At 40.1% G+C, this 12,496-nt stretch carries 12 protein-coding genes and 1 pseudogene; 1 reads left to right on the forward strand and 12 read right to left on the reverse strand.

The genetic code is table 11. The features are described from left to right. Positions 1-317: HlyD family efflux transporter periplasmic adaptor subunit (locus DF216_RS07335; protein ID WP_129326419.1), on the forward strand; the 317-nt coding region annotated here is incomplete at its 5' end. Positions 318-513: 196 nt separating this feature from the next. Here the strand turns inward: DF216_RS07335 and ftsX are convergent. From ftsX to DF216_RS07400, 12 genes and pseudogenes are all read right to left on the reverse strand, one after another. Further along, positions 514-1,440 carry a permease-like cell division protein FtsX gene (gene ftsX, locus DF216_RS07340; protein WP_061454510.1) on the reverse strand — a complete coding sequence of 309 codons (927 nt, stop codon included), beginning with the start codon at positions 1,438-1,440 and terminating at the stop codon, positions 514-516. Continuing rightward, on the reverse strand, positions 1,433-2,125 hold the full coding sequence (gene ftsE / locus DF216_RS07345; protein ID WP_061454509.1) for a cell division ATP-binding protein FtsE: 693 nt from the start codon (positions 2,123-2,125) through the stop codon (positions 1,433-1,435). Before ftsE ends, ftsX begins: the two co-directional genes overlap by 8 nt. Before the next feature lie 17 nt (positions 2,126-2,142). Further along, a protein-coding gene (gene prfB / locus DF216_RS07350) for a peptide chain release factor 2 (RefSeq protein ID WP_125827928.1) occupies positions 2,143-3,238 on the reverse strand; the annotation gives its coding sequence in 2 pieces (ribosomal slippage) (positions 2,143-3,165 and positions 3,167-3,238; 1,095 coding nt in all). Between the two features lie 110 nt (positions 3,239-3,348). Then, a complete protein-coding gene (locus tag DF216_RS07360) occupies positions 3,349-4,005 on the reverse strand; it encodes a CBS domain-containing protein (protein ID WP_129326424.1) in 657 nt (218 codons plus the stop codon). Positions 4,006-4,138: 133 nt separating this feature from the next. After that, the gene (locus tag DF216_RS07365) at positions 4,139-5,566 is read right to left on the reverse strand and encodes a cytosine permease (RefSeq protein ID WP_129326425.1); all 1,428 of its coding nucleotides are present in this window, start codon (positions 5,564-5,566) and stop codon (positions 4,139-4,141) included. A 132-nt stretch (positions 5,567-5,698) separates the two neighbouring features. Then, positions 5,699-7,126: a cytosine permease gene (locus DF216_RS07370; RefSeq protein WP_129326426.1), complete on the reverse strand. Its 1,428-nt coding sequence runs from the start codon at positions 7,124-7,126 to the stop codon at positions 5,699-5,701. Position 7,127: 1 nt separating this feature from the next. Beyond that, on the reverse strand, positions 7,128-7,313 hold the full coding sequence (locus DF216_RS07375) for a hypothetical protein (protein ID WP_000805405.1): 186 nt from the start codon (positions 7,311-7,313) through the stop codon (positions 7,128-7,130). Position 7,314: 1 nt separating this feature from the next. After that, the gene (locus DF216_RS07380; protein ID WP_129326427.1) at positions 7,315-9,093 is read right to left on the reverse strand and encodes a phosphotransferase; all 1,779 of its coding nucleotides are present in this window, start codon (positions 9,091-9,093) and stop codon (positions 7,315-7,317) included. Positions 9,094-9,362: 269 nt separating this feature from the next. Continuing rightward, positions 9,363-9,745, reverse strand: a pseudogene (tnpA, locus tag DF216_RS07385) (IS200/IS605 family transposase). A gap of 320 nt (positions 9,746-10,065) precedes the next feature. Beyond that, positions 10,066-10,776, reverse strand: a complete 711-nt coding sequence (locus tag DF216_RS07390) for an ABC transporter ATP-binding protein (RefSeq protein WP_129326428.1) — start codon at positions 10,774-10,776, stop codon at positions 10,066-10,068. Further along, on the reverse strand, positions 10,776-11,540 hold the full coding sequence (locus tag DF216_RS07395; protein WP_129326429.1) for an ABC transporter ATP-binding protein: 765 nt from the start codon (positions 11,538-11,540) through the stop codon (positions 10,776-10,778). The genes DF216_RS07390 and DF216_RS07395 overlap by 1 nt, the downstream gene beginning before the upstream one ends. Then, positions 11,540-12,493: a branched-chain amino acid ABC transporter permease gene (locus DF216_RS07400; RefSeq protein WP_129326430.1), complete on the reverse strand. Its 954-nt coding sequence runs from the start codon at positions 12,491-12,493 to the stop codon at positions 11,540-11,542. The genes DF216_RS07395 and DF216_RS07400 overlap by 1 nt, the downstream gene beginning before the upstream one ends. Between the last annotated feature and the right edge of the window lie 3 nt (positions 12,494-12,496).

A 12,496-nucleotide genomic window follows, 5' to 3' on the forward strand; every position in this document is an offset into this window, starting at 1 on the left:
CGACAGAAAAGAAGGTAACCATCACAACTTATGTGACTTCAAAAGATGTCTCTAGCCTTAAACAGGGAGAGACCATCCGTTTCACTGCCTTGGATGAAAACAATAAGGAATTTGTTCTCACGTCTACTATTTCTAATATTGACAGCAATGCGACAAAGACCGAAAAAGGCAACTTCTTTAAAGTAGAGGCTGAAACGAGCTTAACGGATGAACAGGCTGAGAAATTGCGTTATGGTATTGAGGGACGAGCGGTCGTGATTACAGGTCGCAAAACCTATTTCAATTACTATTTAGATCAATTCTTAAGAAGAGATTAGGTAAAATCATCTGCTTCACTAAGATATATAGAAAGGCTCCCTTAGCAACAAGGGGGCCTTTTGTGTGTTAGTACTGGATTGAGAACTACTAGTCTTTTCAGTCAATGTCAATCAAACACAAGATTAGTAACTTTGGAAGCTAAAAAAAGAAGTTCCTAAAACTTCTCTTTTATAAAATATGGGCACTCCTATTTTCTTAAATCTTTAAGAATCGACGCATCGAAATTCCTGAACCGAGCGAACCGATGAAAATACCGATTACAAACAAGAGGAGGGTCATTAAAGGAATAAATACATCTGGAGCAATCATGGATAGATTTTGTCCTACTAATGATTTATTGACAGATTGGTAAACCATATTGTAGACAAAAAATACAAGGACTGAAGGAATAGCTGCACCAAATAAACCGATAAAGGCACCTTCAAGTAAGAATGGTCCTCTAATGTAGCCATTTTTAGCCCCTACTAGACGCATGATTTGAATTTCACGGCTACGCGAAATAATGGTGATACGGATAGTATTGGAAATGAGGAAGACTGCAATAAAAATCAAGAGTCCTGCAATAACCAATCCCCAAACACGGATAAAGGAAGCTAGTTCGAAAAGTCGTTGAGTGTTGGCTCCACCATCTTGAACCTCTGATACTCCCTCTATTTTCTTAGCTTCTTCAGCTACCGTTTTAACATCACTCGGAGAATTTGTATCAACGATATAGGCATCATAGAGAGGATTTGCGTCCCCTTCAAAGACCTTCCAGTCATCCCCCATCGTTTCAGTCAATTTTTGGTATTGCTCTTCTTTACTTGAGAAGGTAACACTTTTTACAGCAGGCATAGCTTTCAAAGCGTCATAGACCTTGTGGTAGTCATTATTGGTAACCGTCTGACCTTCTTTTTCAATCGTTTCACTGTTATCTGCCACATCCTTACGAATGTAAACCATGACACGAACATTGTTTTCAATATCGGTAGCCAGTTTAGCTGTATTAAAAATTACGGACGCAAACAGGGCAACGAGCGTCAAGGTAATCATAACCGAACTCACTGCTGCTACTGTCATCCAGCCATTTCGCTTTAAACTTTTTAATGATTCAAATAAATGGCGAAAAAATCTACTAATCATCGTATCCATATTCTCCTTTTGCTTCGTCACGAACGACACGGCCATTTTCAATGGCAATGACACGGTGGCGCAAGGTATTTACAATCTGGCTATTATGGGTAGCCATCAATACTGTAGTACCTTGGAGATTGATGCGTTCCAACAGATTCATAATTTCCCAAGAATTATCTGGGTCCAAGTTTCCTGTCGGCTCATCAGCAATCAAGACTTTCGGATTGTTGACAATCGCACGAGCAATTGCAATCCGTTGCTGCTCTCCACCTGAAAGTTCATTAGGGAATGAACGAACCTTATGTTTCAAACCAACTAGGTCCAAAACTTCCATAACACGTTTTTTGATATTACGGCGGTTCTCACCGATTACTTCCATTGCATAGGCAATATTTTCATAAACAGTTTTCTTCGGTAAGAGTTTGTAATCCTGGAAAACAACTCCAACATTCCGACGTAAGAGAGGAATGTCTCTCTTTTTGATTTTAACTAGATTAAAACCTGCTACTGTTAAACTGCCTTTTTCAACTTTGACCTCGCGATACAAAGATCTAATAAAAGTAGATTTCCCTGCTCCAGAAGGTCCTACGATGTAGGCAAATTCTCCCGGCTCAATGGTGACAGTGACGCCACGCAGAGCAGTAGTTCCGTTATCATATTTTTTGACAACATCTCGCATTTCAATGATTGACATGTGAGTTCCTTTCTATCTTAGCTGATTCTCCATTTGAGATAGGCATCGATGAAACCATCTAGATCTCCATCCATAACCTTATCTACTTGGGCAACTTCAAAGCTCGTACGGTGATCTTTGACCATAGTATAAGGTGTAAAGACATAAGAACGAATCTGACTTCCCCAAGTGATTTCTTTTTTCTCACCTTTGAGGGAATTGACTTCTGCTGCTTTCTTTTCTTGCTCCATTTGATAGAGCTTAGCTTGCAACATCTTCATAGCACGATCTCTATTTCCATACTGGGTACGATCGACTGTCGATTGAACGACTGTCCCCGTAGGAATGTGTGTCAAACGCACGCCAGTTGAAACTTTATTGACGTTCTGTCCACCAGCACCGCCTGAACGGAAGGTGTCCATTTTGATATCATCTTCACGAATCTCCACTTCAACGGTATCATCCAACTCAGGCATAACCTCTACGGATGTAAATGAAGTATGGCGACGTTTGGCTGAGTCAAATGGTGAAATACGGACCAAACGGTGAACACCCATTTCCGACTTGAGAAGGCCATATGCATTTGGACCTTCAAACGACAAGGTCACCGACTTGATACCAGCTTCATCACCTGCTTGATAATCCAATACTTCCACTTTAAAACCTTTGGCATTTCCATAACGAGTATACATACGGAGCAACATATCGCCCCAGTCCTGAGCCTCAGTCCCGCCTGAACCTGGATGGATTTCCAAGATTGCATTATTATGGTCATAAGGTTCTGACAAGAGAAGTGTCATTTCGTAACTGGTCATCATCTTATCCAGTTCTGTCAACTGTTCAACCAGTTCATCACGTACAGACTCGTCTTCTACTAAAAAGTCCAATAAAATTTCAACTTCATCCTGCAACTCTTCCATCTTACGGAAGGTGTTGTAGGTGTTTTTTAATTCATTTAATTCTTGCGACGTTCTTTGGGCCGCGATATTATCGTTCCAAAAATCAGGTTCTGTCATCTTGTTTTCCAAAATGGCAATCTCTTCCTCTAAGCCTTCGAGGTCAAAGAGACCCCCTGAAAGAAGCTAATTTTTCACGATTTGCGTCAATTTTTTGACGAATTTCTGAAATGTCCATAAATACTCCTTTATCACATCGTTCCATTATACCACATTCTCTCATTTCTTTCCATATTTTGCTTGATATTTCAATTTGTATACAAAAAAGAGGGCTTCCACCCTCCATATTTATAGCTTTTTAGCAGATGTTCGAGCAATTTCCTCTACTTGGATACCTTGCGCTTCAAATTTCTCCTTCAGGGCAGTTAAATCAATCGTTCCATCAATTTGAACCTCAATCACGACCTTACCATCCTTGCGAGGAATATTAACTGTATGTGAAATATTCAAATTTTCCTCAGCAATCAAGGTCACAATCTTGCCCAAAACCCCGACTTCATTTTCCGTAATAAACCGAACACGAATCCCTTCCTCGCCGTAGCCAGCAATTTCTAAAAAAGCCTGGAAAACATCACGATCCGTGATAACTCCATACACCTGCTGGTTATCCACAACTGGAAGAATACCGATTTTATTTTTCAGCATGAGATAGGTCGCATCCTCTAGACTAGCATAACCTGAGACTGTTATAACATCGCGAATCATGACGTCTTTGACTTTGGTCTTATTGAGAAGATAATTCATCTCATAGATGGAGAGACTGGTTGCCTTAGACGGACTCGCCTCTGCAATGGTTCCTTCTGTTACAAGACCAACCAATTGATCATTTTCGATAACAGGTAAACGGTGCAAGCCTTGCTCGCGCATCAAATCTGCTGCATGTGCTACAGTCGTATCTGGACTGATATAAACTACCTTGCGGGTCATAAAATCTTTAACTGCCATGAGACTTCTCCTTCTTTATTGCTACTATAATTATACACTTTCTTACAAAAACTATCAAACGCTTTCATTTCTTTTTCAAGATTTTGTAACATTCAATCACAAAAAAAGAGAGAAACAGCCTTCTCTCTTAAACTTAAATCGTAACGGAATCTCGATCCTTGATCATATAGCGTTTTAAAGGAGTTAAGCTAGCTAGCCAGTACAATAAACCACCAAAGATTGCAGTAAAGCCACTACCAGTTGTGAGCAGGAACACAGGACTCTGGATATGCTTTGTTATAGGATTGTAAACAAATAGTACTGCAACTAACAAGGAAATGAGTACACAAGATAATCCCACCAGGTTAAAGCCATTTGTAAACTCATAGGCGTCATGTCCTTCAAGGAAATAGGCTGAATGCAAATCGAGTTTTCGTTTTCTTAAGATAAAGTAATCAACAACGATCATTCCGATAATGGGGCCTTGAATATAGGCAGCCAGCGAGATGAAAGAACCAAAGTATTCATCCACTCCTCCCCAAATCGTAAGTAGGCTCACGTAAACCATGGCAATCCAAACCATTAGTTTATAGCTTACTTTTGGCATCCCGCTTTTTACAATCATACAGTTCACGTACGATCCTGTACCCTGGGTTCCAATATTAGCAAAAGCTACCAGTAGTAAACTTAAAAGCGCAAAGGCTGGTGTGCTTAGAGTTGAAAGCATGGTTGTTGGGTCACTTTCATAGACACCTGTTTTGACAAACATAGCCAAAGCCATCACCCCACCTGTCGCAGCAAAGAATGGCGCAACAACCCCGTATGACAAGGCTGTAGCCCAATAGCCACTACGTTCTGATTTTGCCAAACGTGGTAAGACAAAGGCTTGTGTAGACCAAGAAAAGGCTACGGCCACATTTCCTTCCCCTGACATCATAAAACGTTCAATCGGTGTCAAATTTTCTTGGATGGCAGGTTGGACATTCATAATATCCCTAATCGGAACCGCAACAAAACAGATCCCAACGATGATTAGCCCGACAAATAACAAGGCTACCACTAGAAAGCGATTAGTGCCTTTAATCACCTCTGGGCCCCCAAGAGCAATCAGCGTTCCAAGGAGAACACAAAGGGTGCCTAGAATCGGTGCCCATACTCCCTTGTCCAAACCAAGTCCAAAATTATTTGCCAAATGAATCATGGAGCTGGCAAAAAGATTGGCGGTAACAGCATACCAACCAAAATTTGCCAGACTAATCACGGTTGATAGAACGGCCACCCCTTTTCTACCTAGAACAGCCCTCAACCAGATCCACAAATCAATTCCATATTTAACGGCAAACAAAATTGGAAGACATTCAATAAAGACCCAGATAATATTGAAACTAAAAATATTAATCAACATTTGATTAAAGGTCAAATATTGAGCCACATAAGCTCCTTGAGTATAACACCAAGTTGCAATGGCAAAACCACTTGTTGATAGGAAGAGATCCCAGAAAGAATACTGACGATCCTTGTTGGTCATAGGAACGATTCCCGTTATCGTCTCCTGTTGAATAAAGTCATTCATCTTGGACATTTTATTGAATATCTCCTGTCATGGCTAGGATAATCAGAATATGATTGACTAGAATCATACCAATTACTAATATAAAATTAACTTTCAAAAAAGAGGAAGCGAATAGATATAGATTAAGGTTTTCATTTATCCTTAAATCGTAACAGAGTCCCGATCCTTAATCATATAGCGTTTTAACGGAGTTAAGCTAGCTAACCAGTACAATAAACCTCCAAAAATCGCAGTAAAGCCACTACCCGTTGTGATTAAAAAGATTGGGCTTTGAATCTGTGCTGTTACAGGGTTATAAACAAATAGTACTGCAACCAACAAGGAGATAAATACGCAAGACAAGCCAACCAAGTTAAATCCTTTGGTAAACTCGTAAGCATCGTGTCCTTCAAGGAAATAGGCTGAACGCAAGTCGAGTTTTCGTTTTCTTAAGATAAAATAATCGACAACAATCATTCCGATAATGGGACCTTGAATATAAGCGGCTAGTGAAATGAAGGAACCGAAGTACTCTTCTACCCCTCCCCAGATAGTGAGTAGACTCACGTAAACCATAGCAATCCAAACCATTAGTTTATAGCTTACTTTTGGCATCCCGCTTTTTACAATCATACAGTTCACGTACGATCCTGTCCCCTGGGTTCCAATATTGGCAAAGGCTACTAGTAGTAGACTTAAGAGGGCAAAGGCTGGAGTGCTTAGAGTTGATAGCATGGTTGTTGGATCACTTTCATAAACACCTGTTTTGACAAACATGGCTAGAGCCATGACTCCACCCGTCGCAACGAAGAATGGAGCCACAACTCCGTATGATAAGGCTGTAGCCCAATAACCACTGCGTTCTGATTTTGCCAAACGCGGTAAAACCAGTGCTTGTGTAGACCAAGAGAAGGCAAAGGCTACATTTCCTTCTCCAGAAAGCATGAAGCGTTCTAATGGAGTTAAATCTCCTTGGGTAGCCGGTTGAATGTTCATAATGTCAGTGATAGGCACGGCTACAAAGCAGATTCCAACGATAATGAGACCGACAATCAACAAGGCGATTACCAAGAATCGATTGGTCCATTTAATCACTTCTGGACCTCCTAGAGCAATCAGCGTTCCAAGAAGAACACAGAGGGTACCAAGAATAGGCGCCCATACTCCCTTGTCTAAACCAAGACCAAAATTATTTGCCAAGTGGATCATAGAACTAGCAAAAAGATTGGCCGCAACGGCATACCAGCCAAAGTTAGCTAAACTAATAATGGTTGATAGCAAGGCTACGCCTTTTTTTCCGAGGACAGCTCTCAACCAAATCCATAAATCAATTCCATACTTAACGGCAAACAAAATTGGGAGACATTCAATAAAGACCCAGATAATGTTAAAACTAAAAATATTAATCAACATTTGATTAAAGGTCAAATATTGAGCCACATAGGCTCCTTGGGTATAACACCAAGTTGCGATGGCAAAACCACTTGTCGACAGAAAGAGATCCCAGAAAGAATACTGACGATCCTTGTTGGTCATGGGAACAATACCCGTTATCGTCTCCTGTTGAATAAAGTCATTCATCTTAGACATTTTATTGAATACCTCCTGTCATGGCTAGGATAATCAGAATAAGGTTAATTAGAACTAAGCCAATGACTATAATAAAATCACTTTTTAGAAATGGCTGAGCAAACACATAGTTTGGAGATTCCATTTCTTCTAACCTTCTTTTCGTTTCATTTGCTACTAATTCTTCAATTTCAGATGTCGGTTTCATCTCAATTCTCCTCCAAATACAAATCTAGTGCAATTTGCCCATACTGCTTGGTATAACGATACCAGATATAAAGAAATTCACCTACGGGTTTCCCAACGCTTTCTTGGAACAGGGCCCACAAAAACCAATAATATGAAGTCACTGATACATAGGCAAAATAGTGACGTTTGGTGTTCTTATCTGGAACTTCTTGTAAATAGATTTCAAGTACCTTTTCAGCTTCTTCCACTGTATAATTTGAACACCCAATAAAGGTTCCTAAATCTCCTGCTGGATCTCCCATACCAGAATATTCCCAATCAATCAAGCTCATTTCGCCAGCTTCGTTCAACAAGAAATTTGGACTATAAGAATCTCCGTGGCAGAGAACCTTTTTCGTCTGCTCTTCTTGTAGAAACTTTTCGAGAACTGAGACATTCTTATCCAACTCTTCAAGTCCATCAAATTCAAAACGATTGCTGGCTTTTAGTTTTTGTCTAAAATCATCAATTCCCTCAAATTGGTTAAAGAAATGATTTGTTTTTTCTCCAGATTGGTGCAAACGTCTCAAGAGCTCCATTGCTTTTGCTACATCATCCCAATTATCATAATCCAGTTGCTTGGCATTAGGGATAAATTCTGAAATTTTCCAGCCCTCATCCTTGTTCATGGCAACAAAGGTACGGTCAATCTTTAATTTTGCAGCAATTTCCATGGAAGCCGCTTCACTAGCACGATCGATATAATTCTCCGTTCCTCTACCTGGATGACGGTAAACATATTTCTTCCCTAGGCAGTCAAATGAAAACGAAGTGTTGGTTAAACCGTCTTTTAGGGGTTTAATATTGACAATATCTGAAGCTATACATCCTAATGTCTTACAGATGTTATCAATGATTTCCGAATTAGTATTCACCAAATAGTGTTCATCAAACTGACGCAACTCATCTAGTGAATCAAACTCCTTAACAATGTCTGCTGAATAATGTCGAGCTTCTAAAGGAAGCTCCTTGACGTGACGACTATAATAATCTTCCCAGAGCTGTTCGCGATATGGCTCATGTTTAAATTCAGTTTCTAAAATATCTACGAATTTTTCGCTAAATGCACGATCAAAATAAACGTGTCCCACCATAGCCCAAGTATTTGTCCCACCGATTTGAATATCGATAATCGTGTGATTGGAATCTTCCTTAGAGCAGTATTCGTCTGTGTCTCCTTCTGCAAATATAGTCGAATAATAACCTCTGTAAATGTATCGCTCAAACGGATTTTCTACAAAATAATTATCCGAAGAGCAGATATAAGTGTTAGAAAGTTGATCTCTGACTAGCATGAGAGAAGAACAGTTATTATACTTGTAGTAATCATTATTTACAATGATTTTAACACCAAATTTTTCTGCTAGATAGAACATTTTTTCTTGCAGATAGCCTACAATAACTGTAATATCCTCTATCCCAGCTTCTTGCAACTGCTTGATTTCTCTCTCAATCAAACGCTCACCTTTGACTTGAAGCAATCCTTTAGGTAGCTCATAAGACAGAGGAGCAAAGCGGCTACTCATACCTGCAGCCATGATAATGGCATTCTTCACCTGATACGGAGCCAAAGCCTCCTCACCTAAGTCAGTTAAGTGATTTTCCTCACTGATCCACTTCTCTTCTTTACATTCCTTGAGAAGATTATTTACCGTCCCCAAAGCGATATCTAGCTGTTCAGCCAATTGTCTCTGCGTAAAGTTTTCGTCTTTGTGAGTCAACAAAAAACGTAAAAGTTTAAATTGTTTTTCTGATAGCATATCTTCAGCCTCTTTTGTTCAATAATTCTATTTATTTAATTATATAATGAACACACACTTTTGTCAAGTTGGATTCCATATCAAGCAAACCGATGCTCAAACCAAATCCATAAAAATAGTGGCATAAATCATAACCACCCGTCTAACGGGTGGTTTGCACTAGGGCTATAAGCCCAAATTACCAGCCAGCGCCTAAAGACGCTGGCTTTCACGTTGTTCAAGCCTCATTGCTCTGGACTCGTCACAAACCTCTCAAAGAGGTGTTCGCATTACTTACCACTATCCCTAAAGGGATCCTCATATTCTGTTACACTTAATTTATCCAATGCTATATCATACTTTTCCTGCTCTTGAATATATTTCTTAATTGTGGCTTCATTAAGTCCCACTGTACTCACATAATAACCTTCTGCCCAAAAATGCCGGTTGTCAAACTTGTACTTGAGGTTGGCGTGTTTGTCAAACATCATGAGTGCACTTTTGTCTTTTAAATAACCCATGAAACTTGAAACACTTATCCTCGGTGGAATATCTCTCCCAAACTACTTCGATATTGATTATAAATGATTTTTCGTCTATACTTAGGGGTAAACACAATGTGATATTTACACATCCACTTTGTGTGTGATAAACTATGTGCCTTTTGTCCCATATTTTTCTCCTTTCGCTTTACAATTGGCTTGAACACCTTTATTGTATCGCGTTTGGAGTTTTTTTGGTATAACCTTCGACGCGCATCCGCATAGCGGGTGGTTTATTGGTCTCGCACCTTACGGAGCGAGACGGACTAATAGTCACATAACGAAAAAAGAGCTCCTAATTGGAGCTCTTCAAATCCACTAAATAAAACAATCCACTGATTCTGATGATTGCTACGCAATCTCTATCTGCCGACTAAAAAGGTCCCCCGGACTATAATGATGATTACTTCGTAATCTCCATCTGCAACCTAAACTAGTCTCCCATACTAGTTTAGCCACCCAGATATGCTTTTCTGACTTCGTCTGATGCTGCAAGTTCTTTTCCTGTTCCTGATAGGACAATCTTACCTGTTTCTAGTACATAAGCACGATCTGAGATGGCAAGCGCTTTATTAGCATTTTGTTCAACCAAGAGAACGGTTGTTCCTTGTTTTTGAATCTCTTGGATAATGTCAAAGATCTCTTGGATAAAGATGGGCGCAAGTCCCATAGATGGCTCGTCCAAGAGGAGAAGCTTAGGCATGGACATGAGCGCACGTCCCATTGCAAGCATCTGTTGCTCCCCTCCTGAAAGAGTAGCAGCATCTTGATTCTTACGTTCTTCTAGGCGAGGAAAACGTGAAAACACCTTCTTGAGATTGAGCAAGTTTTTATCCTTATCAGTGCTTAGGAATGCTCCCATCTCAAGATTTTCCAGAACTGTCATCCCTGGAAAAACATGACGACCTTCAGGAACTTGAGACAGGCCTTCTGCGACAATCTTACGAGCTGGAAACTTTTGGATTTCTTGCTCTTTGTAAATGATTTTTCCAGAAGATACTTTCTCTAAACCTGAGATAGCGCGAAGGGTAGATGTTTTGCCAGCCCCATTGGCACCAATTAAGGTAACCACTTCTCCCTCGTTTACTTCGAAAGAGATATCTTTGACGGCTTCGATAGCTCCATAGGAGATGGATAAGTTTTCAACTTTCAGTAAGGACATTATGCTTCACCTCCTAAGTAAGCTTCAATAACGCGTTTATTATTCTTGATTTCTTCTGGAGTTCCATGGGCGATCAAGCGGCCATATTCCAATACATAGATTCGCTCAGTCACATCCATGACCAAGTTCATATCATGCTCGATGAGGATGATCGTGATTCCGAAATCGTTTTTAATCTGACGGATTAAACCTGTTAATTCAGCTGTTTCTTGAGGGTTCATCCCTGCAGCAGGTTCATCCAAGAAAAGGATTTTAGGTTCTGTCGCCAAGGCACGTACAATCTCCAAGTGGCGTTGTTGTCCATAGGCTAAGTTTTTTGCTAAAGTATCCGCCTCACCTTCCAAATGGAAGATAGACAAAAGTTCCATAGCTTTTTGCTTCAATTGCTCCTCACTCTTATAATAAGCAGGAAGACGGAATAGAGAAGCCAAAAGATGAGAAGGTTGATGGTTGGCCATCCCAATTAGGACATTTTCCAAGACAGTCATATCTTTAAAGAGACGGATATTTTGGAATGTACGAGAGAGACCCAAGGAAGCAATCTTGTATGGAGCCTTGTTGTTTAACACATGCCCATCTAAGGTTACAGTTCCTTCCGAAGGAACATAGACACCTGTTAGAAGGTTAAAAAGTGTTGTTTTTCCAGCACCATTTGGTCCAATCAAACCAACCAATTCACCCTCGTTCAGTTCCATGGTCACATCACTAACTGCAGTTAGTCCACCGAAGTGTTTTGTTAAATTTTTAACTTCAAGTAATGCCATTAGTTTGTCTCCTCCTTTTTCTTGTTAAAGAATTTTGAAAGATACAATTCTTTGGTTCCAAGCAAGCCTTCGGAGCGGAAAAGCATAACGAGGACTAGAGCCAAAGCATAAATGATCATCCGCAATTCAGCAAAGTTTTGGAGGTACATATTCAAAATTCCGAGGACTACCGCCGCAATGATGGTTCCTGTAATGGAACCAAGTCCACCTAGAACCGCGATAATAAGGTAGTCGATAGAGTTCATTAAACGGAAATTGTTTGGAACCACAACACCGATATAGCTTGCATAGATAGAACCGGCTACGGCGGAAATCATGGCACCAATGACGAAAATCATGACTTTCATCTTGGTCACATTCACTCCCATGGCCTCAGCCGCAATTTCGTCTTCACGAATAGTGATGGCTTGACGACCTGTTGAAGAAATAAGGAAGTTCAGAACAAGAATGGTAATGAGAACAACAATGACAAAGACAGCTTCCCAACTGACATAAGGAAGGATGTTGGTCATACCTGCAGGACCATTGGTTAATTCACCACCGTTCTCAATCAGTTTACGGATGATTTCTGCCATCCCTAGAGTTGCGATTGCCAGATAGTCCCCTTTTAAACGAAGAGTTGGCAAACCAAAGATAATGGCAACAATGGCTGCTAGAATCACACCTACTACAATAGATAAGTAAAAACTATCATAGGTCGGAGTTTTGCTTGTCATGATTGCAGTGGCATAAGCACCAATAGCCATAAAACCAGCTTGCCCAAGAGTGAACTGTCCTGTAAACCCAAGAACAAGATTGGTTCCCAATCCCATGAGAACAGCGATCCCAATACCAATCAAAATGCGAACATAATACATGTTCATTAGACCTGTTACTTCAGCTAGCTTTAAAAGGGCAAAGAGAGCCACGATTAGCGCAAGCCAAATCAAATTTACTTTTAAATTTTTCTTCATTGC

This window comes from Streptococcus oralis (assembly GCF_004127215.1).
Classification (GTDB): domain Bacteria; phylum Bacillota; class Bacilli; order Lactobacillales; family Streptococcaceae; genus Streptococcus; species Streptococcus oralis_BD.

Excerpts from the sequence above, each read along its gene's own strand:
- ftsX (WP_061454510.1), bottom strand. The coding sequence starts at position 1,440 with ATGATTAGTAGATTTTTTCGCCATTTATTTGAATCATTAAAAAGTTTA.
- ftsE (WP_061454509.1), bottom strand. The coding sequence starts at position 2,125 with ATGTCAATCATTGAAATGCGAGATGTTGTCAAAAAATATGATAACGGA.
- DF216_RS07360 (WP_129326424.1), bottom strand. The coding sequence starts at position 4,005 with ATGGCAGTTAAAGATTTTATGACCCGCAAGGTAGTTTATATCAGTCCA.
- DF216_RS07365 (WP_129326425.1), bottom strand. The coding sequence starts at position 5,566 with ATGTCCAAGATGAATGACTTTATTCAACAGGAGACGATAACGGGAATC.
- DF216_RS07370 (WP_129326426.1), bottom strand. The coding sequence starts at position 7,126 with ATGTCTAAGATGAATGACTTTATTCAACAGGAGACGATAACGGGTATT.
- DF216_RS07375 (WP_000805405.1), bottom strand. The coding sequence starts at position 7,313 with ATGAAACCGACATCTGAAATTGAAGAATTAGTAGCAAATGAAACGAAA.
- DF216_RS07380 (WP_129326427.1), bottom strand. The coding sequence starts at position 9,093 with ATGCTATCAGAAAAACAATTTAAACTTTTACGTTTTTTGTTGACTCAC.
- DF216_RS07390 (WP_129326428.1), bottom strand. The coding sequence starts at position 10,776 with ATGTCCTTACTGAAAGTTGAAAACTTATCCATCTCCTATGGAGCTATC.
- DF216_RS07395 (WP_129326429.1), bottom strand. The coding sequence starts at position 11,540 with ATGGCATTACTTGAAGTTAAAAATTTAACAAAACACTTCGGTGGACTA.
- DF216_RS07400 (WP_129326430.1), bottom strand. The coding sequence starts at position 12,493 with ATGAAGAAAAATTTAAAAGTAAATTTGATTTGGCTTGCGCTAATCGTG.